This window comes from Actinomadura sp. 3N508 (assembly GCF_044326375.1).
Lineage (GTDB): Bacteria > Actinomycetota > Actinomycetes > Streptosporangiales > Streptosporangiaceae > Spirillospora.
Genome location: NZ_JBIRAX010000005.1, coordinates 602,607 through 624,279 on the forward strand (window position 1 = coordinate 602,607; position 21,673 = coordinate 624,279).

The following is a 21,673-nucleotide window of genomic DNA, read 5'->3' on the forward strand; positions in this document are numbered from 1 at the left end:
GGCGGTTTCGGGGGTTTCGTGTCGGCGTCCTTGGTTCGGGTAGGGCCCCGCGTGACCGGGCCTTCGCCAGGGCCTGGCACAAGGGGGGTCGAGCTTAGCTCGTCGTTGGAACGGCGGCGGGTGGGGCTGGAGGACGGGGGCTATGACTTTCGGGGGCCTTGCCGCGGCCGTTGTCCTGGGCGCGGTCGTCGGGGTGCTGGGACGGCTGGTCGCGCCCGGCAGGGAGAGCATGCCGGTGTGGTGCACGATCTCGGTCGGCATCGTCGCGGCGTTCGCGGGGACGGCCCTCGCCAACCTGTTCGGCGTGGTGTCGGGGGCCTGGAGCCTCTGGGGGACGGTCTTCCAGATCTCGATCGCCGTGCTGGGCGTGTTCCTGGTGGCGGTGTGCTGGCCCAAGCGGATCGTCCACCGGCCCAAGCCGCCCGGCCGGCCGAAACCGCCCTGAGTCAGGGGGCCTTGCGCAGGACGGGCCGCAGGTCGTCCAGGACGTCCGGGTCCTCGATCGTGGAGGGGACGGAGACCTCCCGGCCGTCCGCCAGGCCGCGCATCACGCCCCGCAGGATCTTGCCCGAGCGGGTCTTGGGCAGCGCGGCGACGACCGTGATCTCCTTGAGTGCGGCGACCGGCCCGATCTGGTCGCGGACCATGGCGACCAGCTCCGCGCACACCTCGCCGGGCTCGGCGAGGACGCCGCTCTTCAGCACGACCAGCCCGCGCGGCACCTGGCCCTTGAGGGCGTCGTGGACGCCGATGACCGCGCACTCCGCGACGGCCGGGTGGGCGGCGATGACCTCCTCCATCGTCCCGGTCGACAGCCGGTGCCCGGCCACGTTGATCACGTCGTCGGTGCGGCCCATCACCCAGACGTAGCCGTCCTCGTCGACGTGGCCGCCGTCGCCGGTGAGGTAGTGCCCCGGGTAGGTGGTCAGGTACGACTCCACGAAGCGCTCGTCGTCCTGCCAGAGGGTGGGAAGCGTGCCGGGCGGCAGGGGGAGGCGGATGGCGATGTCGCCGTCCTCGCCGTCCGGGACCGTCACGCCGTCCGGGCCGAGGACGCGCACGTCGTAGCCGGGGACCGGCACGGACGGGGAACCGGGCTTGACCGGCATCGGCTCCAGGCCGCGCAGGTTCGCCACGATCGGCCAGCCCGTCTCGGTCTGCCACCAGTGGTCGATGACCGGACGGTCCAGGACGCGCGACGCCCACCGGTAGGTGTCGGGGTCAAGGCGCTCCCCGGCCAGGAACAGCGTGTCGAGCGCCGACAGGTCGTGCCCGGCGAGCAGCGCGCCCTCCGGGTCCTCCTTCTTGATCGCGCGGATCGCGGTCGGCGCGGTGAACAGGGCCTTCACCCGGTGCTGCGCGGCGACGCGCCAGAACGCGCCCGCGTCCGGCGTCCCGACGGGCTTGCCCTCGTACAGGACGGTCGTGCAGCCGGTCAGCAGCGGCGCGTACACGATGTAGGAGTGCCCGACGACCCAGCCGACGTCGGACGCCGCCCAGAACACGTCACCGGGCCCGACGCCGAACACGTTCTCCATCGACCAGCGCAGCGCCACCGCGTGCCCGCCGTTGTCGCGGACGACGCCCTTCGGCCGCCCCGTCGTCCCCGACGTGTACAGGATGTAGAGCGGGTCGGTGGCGGCGACGGGCACGCACTCGGCGGGCGCGGCGGTGGCGACGGCCTCGTCCCACTCGACGTCGCGCGGCCGGGCGAGGTCGGCGTGCAACTGCTCGCGCTGCCGGATCACGCACCGCTCCACCTTGTGCTTGGCGAGGTCGAGCGCCCGGTCCAGCAGCGGCTTGTAGGGGACGACGCGCCCGCCCTCGATGCCGCAGGACGCCGACACGACCGCCTTGGGCCGGGCGTCGTCGATGCGGACGGCCAGCTCCCGCGCCGCGAACCCGCCGAACACGACCGAGTGCACCGCGCCGAGCCGCGCGCAGGCGAGCATCGCGATGACCGCCTCGGGGATCATCGGCAGGTAGATCACGACACGGTCGCTGCGGTCGACGCCCTGCGCGCGCAGCGCCCCGGCGAACCGGGCGACGAGGTCGGTCAGCTCGCGGTAGGTGTAGGTGCGGACGGTGCCGGTGACGGGGCTGTCGTAGATCAGCGCGGGCTGGTCGCCGCGGCCCTCCTCGACATGCCGGTCGAGCGCGTTGTCGCAGGTGTTCAGCTCGCCGCCGGTGAACCAGCGGTAGAACGGGGGCGCGCCGTCGTCCAGCACCCGGTCCGGCGGGACGAGCCAGCGGACGTCCCGCGCCGCCAGGCCCCAGAAGCGGGTCGGATCGGCGATGCTGCGTTCGTACGCGGCCGCGTAGGCGCCCATGTCGTCCTCCCGGTGCGGGTCCCTGGCCCCGCTCGGCGGTTCGGCCCTGTCCGGCGATCGGCCCCGTGCTCCGATCCGGGCCGCACCCCTATAGGGCATGGCGCGGGCCCGGTTCGTCAAGGCCCCGCGCCGCCCCGCGTCCGGCGGAGGAGCCCTCCGCGCCGGGCCTACGCGGCGCCTCAGTCGGGGTGGCGCAGGCCGTGCACGAAGGCGATGGCGGCGGCCAGGACGGCGCCCGCGGCGACGACCCAGAAGCACAGCTCGTAGGCGCCGAGCGTGGGCTCCACAGTGCCGGGAATGACCTGCCCGGCCAGGATCGACGCGGTGATCGCGCCCGCGATGCTGCCGCCCGCGACGCGGACGAGCGAGTTGATCCCGCTGGCGATGCCGCTCTGGTCCATCGGGACGTGCTGGACGGCGAGCGTCCCGAGGGCCGCGTACGCGATCCCGAACCCGGCGCCCTGCAGGGAGCTGAACGCGAGGACGTCGTACACGTGCGAGTTCGACACGGCCAGCCAGACGTAGCACAGCGCGACGAACCCGGCCCCGAGCGCGAGGGTGAAGGCGGGGCCGAGCCGGGCGGCGACCCGGCCCGCCATCGTGGAGCAGATCAGCATCGTGACCGTGTTCGGGAGCATGTAGAGGCCGACGTCCAGCACCGACCCGTCCAGGCCGTACCCGACGACGCCCGGCCGCGCCTGCACGAAGCCCGAGATCAGGGTGAACGCGGCGAACATGGAGAAGCCGAGCAGCGCGGACACGAGGTTGGCCGACAGCGACCGCGGCCCGACCAGCAGCGCCAGCCGCACCAGCGGCGCCCGGACCCGCAGCTCGGTCGCCACCCACGCCGCGCACAGCGCCGCCGCCACCGCGAACAGGCCGAGGACGCCGCCCGACGTCCAGCCCCACGCGTTGCCCTCGCTGATGGCGAGCAGCAGGCAGAACAGCATCCCGGCGAGCAGCGCCGCGCCCGCGTAGTCGGGCCGCCCGCCGCTCCGGCCGCCGACGTCCCTGGCCGCCACGGCCACCAGCACCAGCGCGGCGCCGGCGATCGCGGCGGCGATCCAGAACACCGGATGGTGGCTGGCGGTCCGGTCGGCGATCAGCCCGGTCACGATCATCCCGGCGCTGCCGCCCACGCCCATGGTGGCGCTGACGATCCCGATCGCGGTGATGATCCGCTCGCGCGGGAAGGTGTCCCTGATCATGCCGATGGCCAGCGGGATCAGCGACGACGAGACGCCCTGCACGGCGCGCCCGGCGATGAGCACGGGCAGCGACCCCGACAGCGCGCAGATCACCGAGCCGAGCAGCAGCAGGCTCAGCGCGAGCAGGATCATCCGCTTCTTGCCGTACATGTCGCCGAACCGCGTCAGCAGCGGCGTGGCGACCGCCCCGGCCAGCAGCGACGCGGTGAACACCCACGTCACGTCGGTGATCGGCGCGTCGAACGTGCGGCCGAGCTGGGGCAGCAGCGGGAGCACCAGGGTCTGCTGCACCGACACGACCATCCCGGCGGCCGCCAGCGCGAGCAGCGTGCGGCCGGTCCGCGGCGGATCGGCGGCGGGACTTCCTGCCGTCTCGCGCGCCGTGGCCCGGACCCCCGTCATGCCAACCTCCTGTTTGCTTAACTAAGTTAATGAATTGTAGAGGGGTAGGGTGAGCGGCATGTCGGCACCGGTCCCGCAGGACATCACGGACGCCGCGGAGCCGGACGACGTCGCGGAGATCGAGCGGGCGCTGAGCCGGGTCGCGCACCTGCTCACCCGGTTCCGGCAGCACGACCGCACGGTGATCGCCGCGGGCGTCCCGGTCGACCGCGCCGCCGTCCCGCTGCTGCGCGCCCTCGCCGAGCACGGCCCGATGCGGCCGGGCGAGCTGGCCGCACGGCTCGCCGTCGAGGCGCCGCACGTCACCCGGCAGGTTCAGCGGCTCGAGCGGGCCGGCTACGTCGAGCTGCTGCCCGACCCCGACGACGGCCGCTGCCGGCGGGTCGGGCTCAGCGGCCCCGGGCTGCGCGCGGTCGAGTCGATCCGCGCGTCCGGGCGCCGCTGGATCTCCGAGGCCCTCGCGGCCTGGTCGCCCGGCGACCGCGAGCGGCTCGCCGGGCTCGTGCACCGCATGATGGACGACTTCGAGGCCCATTCCGGCCACGCGGATCCCGGCCATGCGGAGGCCGCTGGGAGCTGAATCCGCCCTCTGTGCGGGATCTGGTTTTGCGGAGGCCCCGGGCGTCCATAAGGTTGCCTTCCGTGGACCTTCGTCTGCACTACCCCCGCGTTGATTTCCCCCGCACGGTGCCCTGCGCCCGTGCCTGGAAAGGCCGCTGATGCAGGTCGTCACCACCGCCGGCCACGGTGGGCACGGCAAGTCCGCGCTCGTGCGCGCCCTCACCGGCGGGGACGCCGGCAGCGCCAAGAAACCGGAAGAGCCCGGCGCTTGGACGGAGCTGCCCTCGGGGCGGCGCGTCGCGTTCGTGGACGTCCCCGGCGGCGAACGCGACGTCCCGGCGATGCTCGCCGGCGCCGCGCCCGCCCCCGCCGTGCTGCTGTCGGTCGCCGCCGACGAGGGCTGGATGCCGCAGTCGCAGGAGCACCTGGACGCCCTCGGCGCGCTCGGCGTCCGGTTCGGCGTCCTCGCCGTCACCCGCTCCGACGTCGCCGCCCCCAAGCTCGCGCTCCGGCAGGCCCGCGAGCGGCTCGCGGGCACCCCGCTGCGCGGCGTCGAGACCGTCGCCGTCAGCGCCCGCACCGGCGCGGGGATGGACGAGCTCGCCGCCGCGCTGGACCGGCTCGCCGGGCGGCTGCCAGTCCCCGACCCGGACGCGCCCGTGCGGCTCTGGATCGACCACGCCTTCACCGCGGGCCGGCAGAGCGTCGTCACCGGCACCCTCACCGCCGGGACCATCACGGTCGGCGACGAGCTGCTGCTGATGCCCGCGGGCGAGCGCGTCCGCGTCCGGACGATCGGCTGCGCGGGCGAGCCGCACGAGACCGTCGGCGGCGTCTCCCGCGTCGTGCTGACCCTGCGCGAGGCCGGCCGCGTCGGCGCCGGGATGGCGCTCGTCGCCGCCGGGGCCTGGACCCACACGACCTGCGTCGACGTCCGCACCCGCTTCGGGGAGGCGTCCGGGCGGCTGGCGCGGCGGATGACGCTGCACCTCGGGTCCGCGGCCGTCCCGGTGCGGCTGCGCCCGCTCGGCCCCGACACCGCCCGCCTCACCCTGAACAGCCGGCTCGCGCTGCATCTCGGCGACACCGGGATCCTGCGCGACCCGGAACGCCGGTCGATCGCCGGGGTGAGCGTCCTGGACCTGCGGCCGCCGACCCTCGTCCGGCGCGGTGCGGGCGCGGCCCGCGCGCGGGAGCTGGCGTCCTGGCCCGACCGGCCGGACGGCGCGATCGTGCTGCGCCGCCACGGCGTGCTCCGCCGCGCCGAACTGTCGGTGATGGGCTGCGCCCCGCCGGACGGCGCGGTCGCGCTGGACGGCGAATGGCTCGCCGACCCGGCGCACTGGGAGTCGCTGTTCGAGCGGCTCGCCGAGGAGACGAAGCGGCACGCGGCCGAGAACCCGCACGCGCCGGGCATCCTGCTGGAGACCGTCCGGCTGCGGCTGGGGCTGCCCGCCCGGCAGCTCGTGGAGGCGCTTGTCCGCCCGCCGCTGCGGGTGGAGAACGGACGCGTCTACGGCCCCGCCGCCGCGCGGCCGGTCTGGGCCGCGGCCGTCGAACGCCTCAAGGCGGAGCTGGCGGGCGCCCCGTTCGCCGCGCCCGCCGCGGACCGGCTGGCCGAGCTGGGCCTCACCGGCGACGCGCTCGCCGCCGCCGAACGCGCGGGCGCCGTCGTGCGCATCACCGCCGACGGAGACGGGGACGGCGACGAGATCGTCCTGCTGCCGGGCGCCGACCGGGAGGCGCTGCACGTCCTGTCCGGGCTGCCGCAGCCGTTCACGCCGGGCCAGGCCGGCGACGCGCTCGGCACGAGCCGCCGCGTCGCCGTCGCGCTGCTGCGCCACCTCGACGGCCTCGGATTCACCGAGCGCCGCCGTTCCTGACGCTCCACGCGGGGAAAACCGTTTGAACCGCAGGCCCCTGCTCTGGCCTTATAGATCATGGTTCGGTTCCCGTCGAGCAAGGAGAAGGAATGCCGTACCAGACCATCAAGGGCGGCCGCGTTCCCATCCGGATGTGGACCGATCCCAGCGCCGTCGAGGACCTCGCCCTCGACCAGCTCCGCAACGTGTCCGCGCTGCCGTGGGTGGAGGGCCTCGCGGTGATGCCCGACGTCCACTACGGCAAGGGCGCCACCGTCGGCTCGGTCATCGCGATGAAGGACGCGGTGTCCCCGGCGGCCGTCGGCGTCGACATCGGCTGCGGGATGACCGCCGCGAAGTCGTCCCTCACCGTCGAGGACATGCCCGACGACCTGGCCGGGCTGCGCTCGAAGCTGGAGAAGGCGATCCCGGTCGGCCGCGGCGCGCACAGGCAGGCCGTCGACCCGTCCGGGCTCCCGAACCTCAAGGAGCGCGGCTGGTACGACTTCTGGCAGGCCTTCGACGACCTGCACCCGGCGGTGCGGTCCCGCTTCGGCCGCGCCCGCCAGCAGATGGGCACGCTCGGCGGCGGCAACCACTTCCTGGAGCTGTGCGCGGACGACGGCGGCGCGATCTGGCTCGTCCTGCACTCGGGGTCGCGCAACATCGGCAACGAGCTGGCCGAGCAGCACATCGAGGCCGCCCGCAGGCTGCCGCACAACCAGGACCTGCCGGACAACGACCTCGCCGTGTTCCTCACCGGCACCGCCAAGATGGACGCCTACCGCCACGACCTCTTCTGGGCGCAGGACTACGCGCGCCGCAATCGCGCCGTCATGATGGCGCTCGCGCAGGACGTCGTGACCAAGCGGTTCGGCGAGCAGCGCTGCAGGTGGGACCAGGCCATCTCCTGCCACCACAACTACGTGGCGGAGGAGGAGTACGGCGGCGTGGAGCTGCTCGTCACCCGCAAGGGCGCGATCCGCGCGGGCGCCGGCGACCTCGGGATCATCCCGGGCTCGATGGCGACCGGCACCTACATCGTCCGCGGCCTCGGCAACGAGACCGCGTTCAACTCCGCCTCGCACGGCGCGGGCCGCAAGATGAGCCGCAACAAGGCCCGCAAGAACTTCACCGTGGACGACCTGATCGAGCAGACGCGGGGCGTCGAGTGCCGCAAGGACACCGGCGTCATCGACGAGATCCCCGGCGCCTACAAGGACCTGGAGGCGGTCATGGAGGAGCAGTCCGACCTCGTCGAGGTCGTCGCCCACCTCCGCCAGCTCATCTGCGTCAAGGGCTGAGGGTCACCCGCCCACGATGTAGTTCGGGGTGCCGCCCTCCGGCCCGGCGAACGACACCGAGTGGTACCCGATCGCGTAGCACCCGGCGCGGGGCTGCCACGCCCGGTAGCACCACCCGGCGCGCCGGGCCATCTGCACGATCGCGGCGGCCGAGGCGGGCGGCAGCCCGTAGGCGCCGGCACCGGCGGCGGTTCTCTGCTCGGGCTTGACCAGCCACCGCGCATCGCCGAACGCGGCCGGGGACTGCGTGTTGAGGGTCCGCAGCGCGGTCCCGAGCGCCGCGTGGTCGGAGTGATCGTCGCCCCACCAGGTCGTGTAGTGCCCGGCGCCCGGCCACTGCGGGGCGAAGCGCGCCGCCCACGACTGCAGCACCTGGGTCGCCCAGGCGGTGGTGACGGTGCCCGGCAGGTCCGCCGTCGTCGGGGCGGGCGCGTCGGCCCTGCCCAGGTGGACGCGCTCGGCGGGCACGCCGAGCTGCGCGCACGCCGCGACGAGCTCGCGGGTGCGGGCCGCGGTGAAATCCCCGAGGCTCAGCGGGACGTATCCCTCGCGCGGCGGGTAGTGGTAGCCGCCCCACCAGCCGCTGTCCGCGTCCCCGTTGATCATCGCCCGCGCCCCCGACGAGGCCCCGTTGGACACCAGGACGACGTGCACCGCCCGTCCGGCGAGGGCATGGCGCGCGATCACCTGTCCCATCCATAAGGTCTCGTCGTCCTGGTGGGGGGCGTAGAAGACGATGGGCCTGCCGGTGGGGTTCGCGGGTACGGGGTCGGTGGGCATGGGCGTCCCTTCGGGGGGCCGGACGGTGACGATCGCACGCGGCGGCGCGCGGCGCGCGGCGGCGGGCACTGGCGGGCGTTGGCGCGGGGGGGGCGGGAGCCGGGAGCGTCGGGGCCGGTCAGGTGAGGACGCCGTCGATGAAGGCCGTGACGTCGGCGAGCACCTCCTCCTGGTTGGTCTCGTTGAAGATCTCGTGCCGGGCGCCGGGGTAGAGGCGCTCGGTGAAGTCGGTGCCGCGGACGGCGTCGATCCCGGTCCGCGTGTCGCGCGGCCGGACGAGCTCGTCCGCGGCGCCGTGCATGTAGAAGATCGGCAGGTCGCCGAGGCCGCCGTGCTCGTTGACGCGCCGGAGCGCGGTGTCGAGGGCCCGGACGGTGGCCTTCCTGAACGGGCCGTGCCAGACGAGCGGGTCCTCGGTGTAGGCCTTCCCGACGGCCGGGTCGCGCGACAGCGTGGAGGTGTCGATCGGCTCGTCGGGCATCTCGTCGAGGGGGAGCAGCTCGTCCACGACGTGCCAGCGGCCGAGCACCGGCCCGGACAGCACCAGCGCGGCGAGCACGCCGCCGTGCAGCTGGGCGTACCGGGACGCGATCAGCCCGCCCATCGAGTGCCCGATCATGACGACGGGCAGCCCCGGATGGTCGCCGCGCGCCGCCTCGACGACCGTGTGCAGGTCGGCGACCACCTCGTCGTAGTCCTCGACCAGCGCGCGCTCGCCGGCCGAGCGGCCGTGGCCCATGTGGTCGGGGCCGCAGACGGCGGCGCCGTGCCGGGCGAGGACCTCCGCGACATGGTCGTAGCGGCCGAGATGCTCGCCGTATCCGTGCACGAGGACGGCGATGTACCAGGGGTCTCCGTCCGCCCAGATTCTGGCCGTGACGGAGCCCCGCGTCCCCGCGAACTCCCAGTTCCGTACCGTGGTCACGCAGCCTCCCAGATGCCGGACGGATGGTTACCGTCTCTCGTGGGGGCCGGATCGTCAACCACCGCAATAGGCTGGTTAGATCGACCGTAATCAGCAGGAAGGGGCGCCCGTGCTGGTCGACACCTTCGGCCGAACCGCGACGGACCTGCGGGTCTCCCTCACCGACCGATGCAACCTGCGCTGCTCGTACTGCATGCCGCCCGAGGGCCTGGACTGGCTGCCCAAGCCGGAGCTGCTCACCGACGACGAGGTCGTGCGCCTGGTCGGGCTCGCCGTCCGGGACCTGGGCGTCACCGAGGTCCGCTACACCGGCGGCGAGCCGCTGCTCCGGCGCGGGCTGCCCGAGATCGTGCGGCGCACCGCGGAGCTGGCGCCGCGGCCGCAGATCTCGCTGACGACGAACGGCATCGGGCTCGACCGGCTCGCGGGGCCGCTGGCCGAGGCCGGCCTCGACCGGGTGAACGTCTCCCTCGACACCCTCGACCCGGAGACGTTCAAGCGGCTCGCGCACCGCGACCGGCTGGACGACGTCCTGGCCGGGCTCGCGGCGGCGCAGGCGGCGGGCCTGGAACCCGTCAAGATCAACGCCGTGCTGATGCGGGGGATCAACGACCACGAGGCCGTCCCGCTGCTGCGGTACTGCCTTGAACACGGCTACCGGCTCCGGTTCATCGAGCAGATGCCCCTGGACGCCCAGCACGGCTGGACCCGCCACGACATGATCACCGCCGACGAGATCCTGGAGCGGCTGTCCGCGGCGTTCGCCATCGCCCCGGACGTGAAGCACGACCGCGGCAGCGCCCCCGCCGAGTCGTTCACCGTCGACGGCGGCCCGGACACGGTCGGCGTGATCGGCTCGGTGTCCAGGCCGTTCTGCGGCGCCTGCGACCGGGTCCGGCTCACCGCCGACGGGCAGGTCCGCAACTGCCTGTTCGCCACCGAGGAGTCCAACCTGCGGGACGCGCTGCGCGCCGGGGCCGATGACGCCGAGCTGGCCGAGCGGTGGCGCGCGGCGGTCCGGGCCAAGCGCGCCGGGCACGGCATCGACGACCCCTCCTTCCTGCAGCCCGCCCGGCCGATGTCGGCCATCGGCGGCTGAGCGTCCCGTGCCCTTCGACGCGGTGCTGCTGGCGGGGGGCCGGGCCCGGCGGTTCGGCGCCGACAAGCCCGCCGCGGCCCTGGGCGGCCGGACGCTGCTGGAATGGGCGGCGGGCGCCGCGTCCGGGGCGTCCCGGCTGATCGTGGTGGGGCCGCCGCGGGACGTCCTGCCTGGGGCGGTCGTCGTCCGGGAGGACCCGCCGGGCGCGGGGCCGGTCCCGGCGCTGCGGGCCGGGCTGGCGCGGGTGCGGTCGCCGTGGCTGGCGCTGCTGGCGGCCGATCTGCCGTTCCTGCGTCCAGGCCACGTCGCCCGGCTGCTGGACGCGGCGGGGGAGCGCGCCGGAGCGGTGCTGCTCGACGACGAGGGCCGCGAGCAATGGCTCGCCGGCTGCTGGCGGGCCGCGGCACTGCGGGACGCCCTCACCGCCTACACGGGCGCGTCGCTGCGCGGTCTCCTCGGCCCCCTCGACCCCGTCCTGGTCACGCTGCCCGCCGGCACGCGTCCGGCCTGGTACGACTGCGACACCCCCGAAGATCTGGCCGCCGCCGAGCACCTGCTTTGATCGTGTGAGAGTGGGCAGGTTCGGCTGGACGACGCCAGAAGGGGGACCCATGCCGGTGCTGGAGGACTGGATCGACGCGGCCTGCCGCGAACTGGGCCTGGAACGCTGCGAGATCGACCAGGGCCTGGTCCTGGACCTCGCCCGCGACGTCGCGCACGGCGTCGCGCGGCCCGGCGCGCCGGTCACGGCGTACCTGCTCGGCCTCGCGGTCGGGCGCGGCGCGCCCGCGCGGGACGCCGCCGCCCGCCTCACCGAGATGGCCGAGAACTGGAAAACCGGCGAGGCCCCCGCGTCCGCGTCGGATGTTCCGGAGCAGGCGGGCGAGACCGTCCTCGACGACGCCTAGCCCGCGTTCTCCGGGGGCGCGTCGCGGTCGGCGACGGGGACGACGTCCTTCAGGAAGTCGCGGCGGTCGAGGAACGCCGACAGGCTCTCGCGGTGCTCGTCGCACGCGAACCAGATCTTCCGCCGGTCCGGGGTGTGGATCTTGGGGTTGTTCCAGCGCAGCGCCCACACGGCGTCGGCGCGGCAGCCCTTGGCGGAGCACTGCAGTTCGTCGGGGCCGGATCCCGGAGCGGAGTCGGTCATCCGGCAACTCTGGCACAGCCCGCCGCACCCGCCGCCGCCCGCCTGCCCCTTCGCCTTCCGGGGCGGGCCCGCGTTTCGCCCGGTGATCTCCGGATAGGACCCTGCCGTGCGGACGGAGCCCACGGACGCCGGCGAGCGGGCGGCGGAGCGGCGGCGCCGCTGGAAGGCGCTCTCGGTCTGCCTCGTCGCGGCGTTCATGACGCTGCTGGACGTCAGCATCGTCAACGTGGCGCTGCCGTCGATCCGGGAGGGGCTCGCCGCGTCCGAGGCGGAGCTGCAGTGGATCCTGTCGGGGTACGCGCTGACGTTCGGGCTCGTGCTCGTCCCGGCCGGGCGGCTCGGCGACGCCCGCAGCCGCCGCGCCGTGTTCCTGTCCGGGCTCGCGCTGTTCACGCTGGCGAGCGCCGCCGCCGGGATCGCGCCGACGATCATGTTCCTCGTCGTGGCGCGGCTCGTGCAGGGCGTCGCGGGCGGCATCCTGAACCCGCAGGTCGCCGGGCTGATCCAGCAGCTGTTCCAGGGCGCGGAGCGGGGCCGCGCGTTCGGCGCGCTCGGCGCCGTCATCGGCATCGCCACGGCCGTCGGGCCGCTGCTCGGCGGCGGGCTGATCGCGATCGCCGGGCCGGACGAGGGCTGGCGCTGGGTGTTCTACGTCAACGTCCCGGTCGGCGTGGTGGCGCTGGTGCTCGCGTGGCGGCTCCTGCCCGCGCCGATCTACGGGGAGCGGCAGGGCCTGGACCCGCTCGGCGTCCTGCTGCTCGGCGTGGGCGTCGTGTGCGTGCTGCTGCCGCTCGTCCAGGCGCAGCAGTGGAAGAGCGACCTGAAATGGCTCCTCGTGCTCGCGGGCGCGGCGCTGATCGCCGCGTTCACCGCGTGGGAGCGCCGCGCGGGGACGCCGATGGTGGACCTCGGCCTGTTCCGGCTCCGCTCGTACGCGCTGGGCTCGGCGATCGCGCTGCTGTACTTCGCCGGGTTCACGGCGATCTTCTTCATCTTCACGCTGTACCTGCAGAACGGTCTCGGCTACAGCGCGCTCGGCGCGGGGCTCGCGATCACCCCGTTCGCGCTCGGGTCGGGCATCGCCTCCGCCGCGGGCGGCCAGGTCGTGGCGCGGTACGGGCGCATGCTCGTCGCCGCCGGGCTCGGCGTCGTCCTGGCGGGCCTCGGCGCGGCGTGGGTGGCGGTCGAGGTGCACCCGGGCTCCGGGGTGGCCTGGTGGACGGCGCTGCCGCTGCTGATCGCGGGCCTCGGCAGCGGCCTGGTCATCGCGCCGAACCAGACGATCACCCTGTCGCAGGTGCGGCACACCGAGGGCGGCAGCGCGGCGGGCGTCCTGCAGACGGGCCAGCGGGTCGGGACCGCGACGGGCATCGCCGCCACCGGGTCGGTGTTCTTCGCCACCGTCACCGGGACGGGCGGGGACTGGGCGGCCGCGTTCCGGCACGGCCTGATCGTCATCCTGGCGCTCGTGCTGGCGGCGCTGGCGGCGGCCGCCGCCGACCTCGCCGCGGGCCGCCGCGCCGTCCGCCGCTCCGGCTGAGCTACCGGCGGCGGAGGGCTCGGGCCGCCACAGCCGCGGCGGCCAGGCCGCCGAGCACGGACGCGGCCAGGACGCGGTTCTGGCGCCTGATCCGGGCCGGGATCTCCGCGTACGGCATCGTCGAGAACGACACCAGCTCGTAGCGGGACACGTAGCGTCCCGCCAGCCGCCGCTCCAGCGCGTGCGTCGCCGCCTGCTTCGCCCGGTAGACCGGCGACGACACGCGGTCGCGCATCTCGATGAAGTTGTCGAGGGCCATCTCGGCGATCGCGTCGGTGTTGGCCTTGCGGCGCTCCTGGTAGAGCGACAGCGCGCGGCCCCAGTCGCCGCCCGTCTCGGTCAGGCACCGGTCGATCTCGATGCAGTCCTCGAACGCGCAGTTGGCGCCCTGCCCGAAGAACGGGACGATCGCGTGCGCCGCGTCGCCGAGCAGCGCCACGACCGCGCCGTCGCCGTACCGCGTCCACGGCCAGCACCGGACGGTCACCAGCGACCCGACCGGGTTGTGCGCGTAGTCGTCCGCCAGGTCGGGCATGAGGCCCGCGACGTCCGGATAGTGGCGCTCGAAGTAGGCGGTGACCTTCTCCGGGGTGTCGAGCGCGGCGAAGTCGTCCTTGGGCCAGAACAGCGTGCAGGTGAACGACCGGTCGAGGTTCGGCAGCGCGATCATCATGGAGGTGCCGCGCGGCCAGATGTGCAGCGCGTCCGGGTCGAGCGCGAACCCGCCGTCCTTCGGCGGGACGGTCAGCTCCTTGTAGCCGTGCTCCAGGAAGTCGGCGTCGTCGCCGTCCAGCGCCAGTGATTTGCGGACCGCGCTGTAGGCGCCGTCCCCGGCGAGGACGACGTCGGCGGGCTCGGCGCCGGCGTCCTCCAGGAGGATCGTCCCGGCGTCGGCGTCCACGCCGGTGACGCGCTGGGAGAACCGCAGCGTGACGCCGGGCGTGGCCTCGGCGGTGTCCAGCAGCGACCGGTTCAGCTCGGCCCGGCTGACGGAGTTGATCGCGCGCTCGCCGTCCGCGCTGTACGGCTGGAAGTTCTGGCCGCCCGCCAGCGGGTGCACCATCCGGCCGTGCATGGGCAGCGCCTGCTTGAGCGACTGGTCGCGCAGCCCCACCTGCTCCAGCGCCGCAAGGCCGCGCGCGGAGATCGCCAGGTTGATCGAGCGTCCGCGTTCGGCGCCCGCGACGCGCGGGTCGGGACGCCGCTCGTACACCGTCACCGGGACGCCCCGGCGGCCGAGCAGCACCGCCAGCAGGCAGCCCGCCAGCCCCGCCCCAATGATCGCGACCCGCTCCTCGCCGCCGCCGTCACGCCCCATGGAGGGGGACCTCCTCCGTCTGGGACCTGACCTCCCACAGATCCGGGAACGCGGGAGCGAACAGGGTCTTGCGCAGGTAGTCGGCCCCGGCCGAGCCGCCGGTGCCGATCTTCGCGCCGATCGTCCGCTCGACCATCTTCAGGTGCCGGTAGCGCCATTCCTGGATGCCCTCGTCCACGTCGACGAGCGCCTCGCACACCTCCGCGCCCGGCCCGGACTCGTCGGCGTAGACGGCGACCAGTGCCTTCTGCACGCCCGCGTCCGGCTCCCACGGACGGGAGGTGTCGCGGTCGAGCGCCTCGCGCGGGACGGGGAACCCGAGCCCGTCCAGGTAGCGCAGCAGCGAGTCGAACATCGACGGCCGCGCCACCGCCGCCTGGAGCCGCGCGTCGTCGCGCAGGTCCGAGGCCGGGAACGCGCGCCGCCCGAGCACGGCCTCGATCTCGCGGAACTGCTCGCTCTGGAATCCGCTGGAGGTGCCGAGCGCGTCGCGGAACGAGGCGAACTGGCGCGGCGTCATCGTCTCCAGGACGTCCAGCTGCCCGACCACCGTCTTGAGGATCTTGGCGATCCGGCGCGCCGTGTGCAGCGAGCCCGCGCTGTTGCCCTCCTCCAGCCGGCGCTGCAGCAGCGCCGCCTCGTGCAGGATCTGCTTGAACCACAGCTCGTACACCTGATGGATGACCACGAACAGCATCTCGTCGTGGGCGTCCGTCCGGGTCTCCTGGCAGGACAGCAGATCATCGAGCCGGAGATAGCCGCCGTACGTCATCGTCGGCGAATCCGTCATCACGCCTCCTCGCGTCACACCGGATACAGAACCGCAGCATATGGGACGCCCCGTCCGCCGCCGGGCGCGCCCGTCCCGTGGACGCGCGTCAGTCGACGTCGCCGGCGGCGTGCCGGACGGGATGCAGCGCGGCGGTGATCTCGGCGGCCTGCTCGGCGGGCAGCGCGGCGATGCCGAAACCGGACTCGTTGAGCGCGAGGGTCGCCTCCTCGGCGAGCTCGCGTCCGGCGGGCGTGATGGCGGCGAGGACGACGCGCCGGTCGCCCGGGGAGGGGCCGCGGCCGACGAGGCCGCGCTGCTCCAGGCGCCCGATCACGTTGGTGACCGAGGCCGGGTGGACCATGAGGCGGGCGCCCATCTTGCCCATCGGGAGCGTTCCCGTGCGGGTGAAGGCGAGCAGCCGCAGGGCCTCGTAGGCGGCGAACGTCAGCGCGTACGGCTTGAGGACGGCCTCGATCCGGCTCAGCAGGAGCTGCTGGGCGCGCATCACCGAGGTGACGGCGGCCATGTGGTCGGCATGCTCGGGCCAGCGCAGGCTCCACTGGCGATGGGCCTCGGCGATGGGGTCGGGGGTGTCGGGCACCGGGCCACCGTACGTGGTCTTGACTGTCTCGCGCATGGAAACTACTTTAACTTCCAAATATTGGATGTCCAAGGGTTGAGGTGAGAGCGGTGACGGGGGACCTGCACAAGCCCGAGCACCCGGTGCGGTTCGTGACGGCGGCGGCCCTGTTCGACGGGCATGACGCGGCGATCAACATCATGCGGCGCATCCTGCAGTCGCAGGGCGCCGAGGTGGTGCACCTGGGGCACGACCGCTCGGTCCGCGAGGTCGTCGACGCCGTCCTGGAGGAGGACGCGCAGGGCGTCGCGATCAGCTCCTACCAGGGCGGCCACGTCGAGTACTTCGAGTTCCTGTCGCGCAGCCTGAAGGAGGCGGGCGCCGAGCACGTGAAGGTGTTCGGCGGGGGCGGCGGGGTGATCGTCCACGAGGAGATCGCGCGGCTGTCCGGCGCCGGGGTGCGGATCTTCTCGCCGGAGGACGGCCAGCGGCTCGGCCTGCCCGGGATGATCAACGAGCTGGTGCGCGACTGCGACGTCGACCTCGCCGCCGAACCCGTCCCGGCAGAGGCCGTGGTGGCGGGGGAGCGGCACGCGCTGGCACGCGCCATCACCTGCCTCCAGGCCGGGAAGCTGCCCGAAGACGACCGGGCGCTGCTCGCCGAGGCGGCGGGCAAGCGGCCCGTCCCCGTGCTCGGGATCACCGGCACGGGCGGCTCCGGCAAGTCGTCCCTCACCGACGAGCTGGTCCGCCGGTTCCGCGTCGACCAGCAGGACAAGCTGCGCGTCGCGGTGCTGGCCGTCGACCCGACCCGGCGGCGCGGCGGCGGCGCGCTGCTCGGCGACCGCATCCGGATGAACGCCCTCGACGGCGACCACGTCTTCTTCCGCTCCCTCGCCACCCGCGGCTCCCGGGAGCTGCCCGACAACATCGAGGACATCGTCGGCGCCTGCAAGGCCGCCGGATACGACCTGGTCATCCTGGAGACGCCCGGCATCGGGCAGGGCGACGCCGCGATCGTCCCGCTGGTCGACGTGTCGCTGTACGTGATGACGCCCGAGTTCGGCGCCGCGTCCCAGCTCGAGAAGATCGACATGCTCGACTTCGCGGACGTCGTCGCGATCAACAAGTTCGAGCGGCGCGGCGCCGCCGACGCGCTGCGCGACGTCTCGCGGCAGCTCGTCCGCAACCGGGAGGCGTTCGGGCAGCGGCCCGAGGACATGCCCGTGTTCGGCACCAGCGCCGCCACCTTCAACGACGACGGCGTCACCGCGCTCTACCAGCACCTGGGCGGCCTGCTCGGCGAGCACGGCCTGAGCCTGGAGGACGGCGTCCTCCCCGAGATCACCACGAAGGTCTCGACCGGCGCCGCGACCGTCATCCCGCCCGGCCGGGTGCGGTACCTGTCCGACATCGCCGAGACCGTCCGCGGCTACCACGCCGACACCGTCAAGCAGATCGAGGCGGTGCGGCGCGTCCAGCGGCTCGACGAGGTCCGCGCCGAGCTGGCCGACGCGTCCGAGATCGACGGCCTGCTGGCCGGGGCGCGCCGGGACGTGGCGCCGGAGAACGCCGACCTGATCGAGGGCTGGCCCGCGGTCGTCGAGTCCTACTCGGGCGACGAGCAGGTCGTGCGGATCCGCGACAAGGAGCTGCACACCAAGCTGACCCGCGAGTCCCTGTCGGGCAGCCGCATCCCGCGCGTCGCGCTGCCGCGCTTCACCGACCACGGCGAGCTGCTCCGGTTCCTGCGCAACGAGAACCTCCCCGGCCGGTTCCCGTTCACCGCCGGGGTGTTCCCCTTCAAGCGCGACAACGAGGACCCGGCGCGCATGTTCGCCGGGGAGGGCGACCCGTTCCGCACCAACCGCCGCTTCAAGCTCCTGTCGGAAGGCCAGCCCGCGACGCGCCTCTCCACGGCGTTCGACTCGGTAACGCTCTACGGTCGCGACCCGGACGAGCGTCCCGACGTGTACGGCAAGGTCGGCACGTCCGGCGTGTCCATCGCGACGCTGGACGACATGAAGGCCCTCTACGACGGGTTCGACCTGTCGTCGCCGACGACGTCGGTGTCGATGACCATCAACGGCCCCGCGCCGACGATCCTGGCGTTCTTCCTCAACACCGCCATCGACCAGGGACTGGACGCCTTCTACGAGGAGCACGGGCGGGAGCCGACCGAGGAGGAGGCCGCGCTGGTCCGCGCGCGCGTGCTGTCCACCGTGCGCGGCACCGTCCAGGCCGACATCCTCAAGGAGGACCAGGGGCAGAACACCTGCATCTTCTCCACCGAGTTCTCGCTGCGGATGATGGGCGACATCCAGGAATGGTTCATCGCCAACAAGGTCCGCAACTTCTACTCGGTGTCCATCTCCGGCTACCACATCGCCGAGGCCGGGGCGAACCCCATCAGCCAGCTCGCGTTCACTCTCGCCAACGGGTTCACCTACGTCGAGTCGTACCTGGCGCGCGGCATGGACATCGACGACTTCGCGCCCAACCTGTCGTTCTTCTTCTCCAACGGCATGGACCCCGAGTACAGCGTCCTCGGGCGCGTCGCCCGTCGCATCTGGGCCGTCGCCATGCGCGACCGGTACGGCGCCAACGAGCGCAGCCAGAAGCTGAAGTACCACGTGCAGACGTCCGGGCGGTCCCTGCACGCGCAGGAGATGGACTTCAACGACATCCGCACGACGCTGCAGGCCCTCATCGCCATCTACGACAACTGCAACAGCCTCCACACCAACGCCTACGACGAGGCCGTCACCACCCCGACGGCCGAATCGGTGCGGCGCGCGCTGGCGATCCAGCTCATCATCAACCGCGAGTGGGGCCTGGCGATGAACGAGAACCCGCTGCAGGGGTCGTTCATCATCGACGACCTCACCGACCTGGTCGAGGAGGCGGTGCTGGCGGAGTTCGACCGCATCAGCGAGCGCGGCGGCGTCCTCGGCGCGATGGAGACCGGCTACCAGCGCGGCCGCATCCAGGACGAGTCGATGCTGTACGAGCAGCGCAAGCACGACGGCTCGCTGCCGATCATCGGCGTCAACACCTTCCGCAGCCCCGGCTCCGGCGACGGGACGCCCGACACGATCGAGCTGGCCCGCGCCACCGAGGAGGAGAAGCGGTCCCAGCTCGACCGCGTCCGCGGCTACCAGGACGCGCACCGCGACGAGGCGCAGGCGGCGCTGGCCGCGCTCAAGGACGCGGCACAGGCAGGCGAGAACGTGTTCGCGGTGCTGATGGACGCGGCCCGCGTCTGCAGCCTCCAGCAGATCACCGACGCGTTCTTCGAGGTAGGCGGCCAGTACCGCCGCAACGTATGACGGTCGTTGATGACACCGGCGCCCCGGTCCCGATCCCGGACCGGGTGCGCCGGATCGTGTCGATCGTCCCGTCGCTGACGGAGACGGTCGCGGTCACCGCGCCGGATCTGCTGGTGGGCGCCACCGACTGGTGCACCCACCCGGCCGGCCTGGACGTGCCGCGCGTCCGGGGCACCAAGAACCCCGACCTGGAGAGGATCGCGGAGCTGCGGCCGGACGTCGTCCTCGGCAACACCGAGGAGAACCGCCCGGCCGACGTCGAGGCGATGCGCGCCGCCGGGATCGCGGTCTGGATGACGGAGATCCGCACCGTGGACGAGGCGCTGGCGTCGCTGCGCCGCATGCTCGCCGAGGCGTGCCGCGTCCCGCCGCCCGGCTGGCTGGACGAGGCGTCCGCCGCCTGGTCGGACGGCACGCCCGGCGAGCCGCGCAGCGCCGTGATCCCGATCTGGCGGCGGCCGTGGATGGTCGTCGGGCGCGACACCTTCACCGGCGACGTCCTGTCCCGCCTGGGCGTCTCCAACGTCTACGCCGGCCACGCCGACCGGTACCCGAAGATCCCGCTCGGCGAGCTGAACGCGTCCGGCGCCGACCTGGTCGTCCTGCCGGACGAGCCCTACCGGTTCACCGCGGACGACGGCCCCGAGTCGTTCCCGGGCATCGACGTCGCGCTCGTCAACGGCAGGCACCTCACCTGGTACGGCCCGTCCCTGGTCGGCGCCCCGGCCGCGCTGGCCCGCGAACTGGCCGCCGCCCGGAGGTACTGAGTCAGACCTGGAGGTCCTTGGCGATGATCGTCTTGAGGACCTCGCTGGTGCCGCCGTAGATGCGGGTGACGCGGGCGTCCGCGTACAGCCGCGCGATCGGGTACTCCAGGATGTAGCCGTAGCCGCCGTGCAGCTGCAGGCACTTGTCGACCACGCGGCCCTGCACCTCGGTGCAGAACAGCTTGGCGACGGCGGCGTCGGCGGGCGTCAGCTGCCCGGCGTCGAGGGCCTCGATGCAGCGGTCCACCAGCGACCGCGCGGCCTCCACCTCGGTGGCGCACTCGGCGAGGACGAACTTGGTGTTCTGGAACGAGGAGACGGTCTTGCCGAAGACCGTCCGGTCCTGCACGTACCGGCGGGCGAACTCCACGGCCGCCGCGGCGGACGCGTAGGAGCTGGTGGCGATGCCGAGGCGCTCCTCGGCCAGGTTGTGGGTCAGGTACTCGAACCCGCGGCCCTCCTCGCCGAGGAGGTCCTCGGCGGGCACCCGGACGTCGCTGAAGGACAGCTCGGCGGTGTCGGAGCTGCGCAGCCCGATCTTCTCCAGCTTGCGCCCGACGGCGTAGCCCTCGCTCCTGGTGTCGACCGCGAGGATCGACAGGCCGGCGCGGCGGTTCTCCGGGGTGGCGGGGGAGGTGCGGGCGACGACGAGCACCCGGTCGGCGAGGACGCCGCCGGTGATGAACGTCTTGGCGCCGTTCAGGACGTAGTGGTCGCCGTCGAGGCGCGCGGTGGTGCGCATGCCGGCGAGGTCGGAGCCGGCGCCGGGCTCGGTCATCGCGATGGCCGTCATCATCTCGCCGGACGCGAACGGCGGCAGCCACCGCTTCTTCTGCTCCTCCGAGCCGTACTTCAGCAGGTAGGGCAGGACGAGGTTGACGTGCACGGAGTACCCGCCGAAGGTCACCCCGGCGCGGGCGCACTCCTCGGAGACGACCGCCTGGTACTTGAAGCTGGTCTCGCCCGCGCCGCCGTACTCCTCGGGGACCTGGATGCCGAGCACGCCGAGGTCGCCGAGCTGGCGGTAGAAGTCGCGCGGCGGGTGGCCCGCGTCCTCCCAGTCGCCGAAGACCGGCGCGACCTCGGCCTCGATGAACGCCCGGATCGTCTCCCGGAACGCCTCGTGGTCCTCGTTGAACAGGGTGCGGCGCACGCGGGTCCCCTTTCGCTCCCTGGCCTGTCGGAACGCCCGACCTAATTCGAATCCCATTCTAGAACCAACCGCCGCGTGCCCGGGACGGCGGGCCGTGCCGTGCGGGTGAGGGACACCTGCGCGGGCCTCAGATCGCCGTGCACGGTCCCATGGGCGTGGGCGGCGACCCAGATTGTCGGCGGGCGGCGCGCATCCGCTCACGGTCTCCTGAGCGCTCCGCCCGCCCCCTGCGGGCGAGGCGCACGCCCGGCGAACGGTGCCGGGCCGGGCGCGCCGCGCCGATGGCCCCCCGGGACGGCGGGCGGGCCGCTCGGGATTTCGGACTTGGCCGGACCAGGCCACCGCCAGGGCTTGAGTTCTCCCGCGGATGCGCCTAGTTACGCGGGCGGGACGATCAAGGACGGTTCACGCGCGGGTCAGCCGGAACCCCGGGAACCGCCAGGAAGAACCCCGGACATTGAAAAGCGGCACCGGGTGGATACGGGGGCAATCCACCCGGTGCCGCATCATCGGTGTTCCGACGGGGGCCCGGAACACCGGCACGGGCGCTCCGACGGGGGACCAGAGCGCCGGTACAAATCGTACACCGAAAC

19 protein-coding genes are annotated in these 21,673 nt (G+C 73.5%); 10 read left to right on the forward strand and 9 right to left on the reverse strand.

Going from position 1 to position 21,673, the window contains the following annotated elements:
• Window positions 1-142 precede the first annotated feature (142 nt).
• Window positions 143-445, forward strand: coding sequence for a GlsB/YeaQ/YmgE family stress response membrane protein (locus ACH34S_RS21535; RefSeq protein ID WP_395954485.1), 303 nt, complete (start codon window positions 143-145; stop codon window positions 443-445).
• Between the two features lies 1 nt (window position 446).
• Here ACH34S_RS21535 and ACH34S_RS21540 read toward each other — a convergent pair whose 3' ends face one another.
• Window positions 447-2,330: a propionyl-CoA synthetase gene (locus tag ACH34S_RS21540; protein ID WP_395954486.1), complete on the reverse strand. Its 1,884-nt coding sequence runs from the start codon at window positions 2,328-2,330 to the stop codon at window positions 447-449.
• 179 nt (window positions 2,331-2,509) lie between these two features.
• A complete protein-coding gene (locus ACH34S_RS21545) occupies window positions 2,510-3,940 on the reverse strand; it encodes an MFS transporter (protein WP_395954487.1) in 1,431 nt (476 codons plus the stop codon).
• Between the two features lie 58 nt (window positions 3,941-3,998).
• Here ACH34S_RS21545 and ACH34S_RS21550 point away from each other — a divergent pair, with 58 nt between their 5' ends.
• From ACH34S_RS21550 to ACH34S_RS21560, 3 genes are all read left to right on the forward strand, one after another.
• Window positions 3,999-4,520, forward strand: coding sequence for a MarR family winged helix-turn-helix transcriptional regulator (locus ACH34S_RS21550; RefSeq protein WP_395954488.1), 522 nt, complete (start codon window positions 3,999-4,001; stop codon window positions 4,518-4,520).
• A gap of 139 nt (window positions 4,521-4,659) precedes the next feature.
• Entirely contained in the window at window positions 4,660-6,384 is a 1,725-nt protein-coding gene (locus ACH34S_RS21555) for a SelB C-terminal domain-containing protein (RefSeq protein ID WP_395954489.1), read from the forward strand.
• An 89-nt stretch (window positions 6,385-6,473) separates the two neighbouring features.
• Entirely contained in the window at window positions 6,474-7,667 is a 1,194-nt protein-coding gene (locus tag ACH34S_RS21560; protein ID WP_395954490.1) for an RtcB family protein, read from the forward strand.
• Window positions 7,668-7,670: 3 nt separating this feature from the next.
• On the opposite strand, the gene ACH34S_RS21565 is transcribed toward ACH34S_RS21560, so the two are convergent.
• Both ACH34S_RS21565 and ACH34S_RS21570 read right to left on the reverse strand, forming a co-directional pair.
• Window positions 7,671-8,447, reverse strand: a complete 777-nt coding sequence (locus ACH34S_RS21565; RefSeq protein WP_395954491.1) for a PIG-L deacetylase family protein — start codon at window positions 8,445-8,447, stop codon at window positions 7,671-7,673.
• A gap of 118 nt (window positions 8,448-8,565) precedes the next feature.
• Window positions 8,566-9,372, reverse strand: a complete 807-nt coding sequence (locus tag ACH34S_RS21570; protein ID WP_395954492.1) for a lysophospholipase — start codon at window positions 9,370-9,372, stop codon at window positions 8,566-8,568.
• A gap of 109 nt (window positions 9,373-9,481) precedes the next feature.
• Between ACH34S_RS21570 and moaA the strand changes: the two genes are divergently transcribed.
• From moaA to ACH34S_RS21585, 3 genes are read left to right on the forward strand one after another with little or no spacing between them, the layout of a single operon-like run.
• A complete protein-coding gene (gene moaA, locus ACH34S_RS21575; RefSeq protein WP_395954493.1) occupies window positions 9,482-10,471 on the forward strand; it encodes a GTP 3',8-cyclase MoaA in 990 nt (329 codons plus the stop codon).
• Window positions 10,472-10,478: 7 nt separating this feature from the next.
• Window positions 10,479-11,033: a molybdenum cofactor guanylyltransferase gene (locus ACH34S_RS21580; protein ID WP_395954494.1), complete on the forward strand. Its 555-nt coding sequence runs from the start codon at window positions 10,479-10,481 to the stop codon at window positions 11,031-11,033.
• 49 nt (window positions 11,034-11,082) lie between these two features.
• Window positions 11,083-11,379, forward strand: coding sequence for a DUF6457 domain-containing protein (locus tag ACH34S_RS21585; RefSeq protein ID WP_395954495.1), 297 nt, complete (start codon window positions 11,083-11,085; stop codon window positions 11,377-11,379).
• Here the strand turns inward: ACH34S_RS21585 and ACH34S_RS21590 are convergent.
• Window positions 11,376-11,621: a hypothetical protein gene (locus ACH34S_RS21590; protein WP_395954497.1), complete on the reverse strand. Its 246-nt coding sequence runs from the start codon at window positions 11,619-11,621 to the stop codon at window positions 11,376-11,378. The genes ACH34S_RS21585 and ACH34S_RS21590 overlap by 4 nt on opposite strands.
• A 106-nt stretch (window positions 11,622-11,727) precedes the next feature.
• Between ACH34S_RS21590 and ACH34S_RS21595 the strand changes: the two genes are divergently transcribed.
• Window positions 11,728-13,161 carry a DHA2 family efflux MFS transporter permease subunit gene (locus ACH34S_RS21595; protein WP_395954498.1) on the forward strand — a complete coding sequence of 478 codons (1,434 nt, stop codon included), beginning with the start codon at window positions 11,728-11,730 and terminating at the stop codon, window positions 13,159-13,161.
• A gap of 1 nt (window position 13,162) precedes the next feature.
• Here the strand turns inward: ACH34S_RS21595 and ACH34S_RS21600 are convergent, their stop codons facing one another.
• The 3 genes from ACH34S_RS21600 to ACH34S_RS21610 all read right to left on the reverse strand — a co-directional run bounded on the left by ACH34S_RS21600 (window position 13,163) and on the right by ACH34S_RS21610 (window position 15,888).
• Window positions 13,163-14,479, reverse strand: a complete 1,317-nt coding sequence (locus ACH34S_RS21600; RefSeq protein ID WP_395954499.1) for an FAD-dependent oxidoreductase — start codon at window positions 14,477-14,479, stop codon at window positions 13,163-13,165.
• Complete coding sequence (locus ACH34S_RS21605) at window positions 14,469-15,269, reverse strand: tryptophan 2,3-dioxygenase (RefSeq protein ID WP_395954500.1); 801 nt, start codon at window positions 15,267-15,269, stop codon at window positions 14,469-14,471. The genes ACH34S_RS21600 and ACH34S_RS21605 overlap by 11 nt, the downstream gene beginning before the upstream one ends.
• 88 nt (window positions 15,270-15,357) lie before the next feature.
• Window positions 15,358-15,888, reverse strand: a complete 531-nt coding sequence (locus ACH34S_RS21610) for a MarR family winged helix-turn-helix transcriptional regulator (RefSeq protein WP_395954501.1) — start codon at window positions 15,886-15,888, stop codon at window positions 15,358-15,360.
• A 53-nt stretch (window positions 15,889-15,941) separates the two neighbouring features.
• Here ACH34S_RS21610 and icmF point away from each other — a divergent pair, with 53 nt between their 5' ends.
• Complete coding sequence (icmF, locus tag ACH34S_RS21615) at window positions 15,942-19,160, forward strand: fused isobutyryl-CoA mutase/GTPase IcmF (protein WP_395954502.1); 3,219 nt, start codon at window positions 15,942-15,944, stop codon at window positions 19,158-19,160.
• Window positions 19,157-19,927 (forward strand): helical backbone metal receptor, encoded by a 771-nt coding sequence (locus tag ACH34S_RS21620; RefSeq protein WP_395954503.1) that lies wholly within the window; start codon window positions 19,157-19,159, stop codon window positions 19,925-19,927. Before icmF ends, ACH34S_RS21620 begins: the two co-directional genes overlap by 4 nt.
• Before the next feature lies 1 nt (window position 19,928).
• Here ACH34S_RS21620 and ACH34S_RS21625 read toward each other — a convergent pair whose 3' ends face one another.
• Window positions 19,929-21,080: an acyl-CoA dehydrogenase family protein gene (locus tag ACH34S_RS21625; RefSeq protein ID WP_395954504.1), complete on the reverse strand. Its 1,152-nt coding sequence runs from the start codon at window positions 21,078-21,080 to the stop codon at window positions 19,929-19,931.
• Between the last annotated feature and the right edge of the window lie 593 nt (window positions 21,081-21,673).

Coding starts and splice junctions, on each gene's coding strand:
- ACH34S_RS21600 (WP_395954499.1), bottom strand. CDS start 14,479: ATGGGGCGTGACGGCGGCGGCGAGGAGCGGGTCGCGATCATTGGGGCG.
- ACH34S_RS21560 (WP_395954490.1), top strand. CDS start 6,474: ATGCCGTACCAGACCATCAAGGGCGGCCGCGTTCCCATCCGGATGTGG.
- ACH34S_RS21565 (WP_395954491.1), bottom strand. CDS start 8,447: ATGCCCACCGACCCCGTACCCGCGAACCCCACCGGCAGGCCCATCGTC.
- ACH34S_RS21585 (WP_395954495.1), top strand. CDS start 11,083: ATGCCGGTGCTGGAGGACTGGATCGACGCGGCCTGCCGCGAACTGGGC.
- ACH34S_RS21535 (WP_395954485.1), top strand. CDS start 143: ATGACTTTCGGGGGCCTTGCCGCGGCCGTTGTCCTGGGCGCGGTCGTC.
- ACH34S_RS21620 (WP_395954503.1), top strand. CDS start 19,157: ATGACGGTCGTTGATGACACCGGCGCCCCGGTCCCGATCCCGGACCGG.
- ACH34S_RS21550 (WP_395954488.1), top strand. CDS start 3,999: ATGTCGGCACCGGTCCCGCAGGACATCACGGACGCCGCGGAGCCGGAC.
- ACH34S_RS21605 (WP_395954500.1), bottom strand. CDS start 15,269: ATGACGGATTCGCCGACGATGACGTACGGCGGCTATCTCCGGCTCGAT.
- ACH34S_RS21540 (WP_395954486.1), bottom strand. CDS start 2,330: ATGGGCGCCTACGCGGCCGCGTACGAACGCAGCATCGCCGATCCGACC.
- ACH34S_RS21610 (WP_395954501.1), bottom strand. CDS start 15,888: ATGCGCGAGACAGTCAAGACCACGTACGGTGGCCCGGTGCCCGACACC.
- ACH34S_RS21555 (WP_395954489.1), top strand. CDS start 4,660: ATGCAGGTCGTCACCACCGCCGGCCACGGTGGGCACGGCAAGTCCGCG.
- ACH34S_RS21590 (WP_395954497.1), bottom strand. CDS start 11,621: ATGACCGACTCCGCTCCGGGATCCGGCCCCGACGAACTGCAGTGCTCC.
- ACH34S_RS21545 (WP_395954487.1), bottom strand. CDS start 3,940: ATGACGGGGGTCCGGGCCACGGCGCGCGAGACGGCAGGAAGTCCCGCC.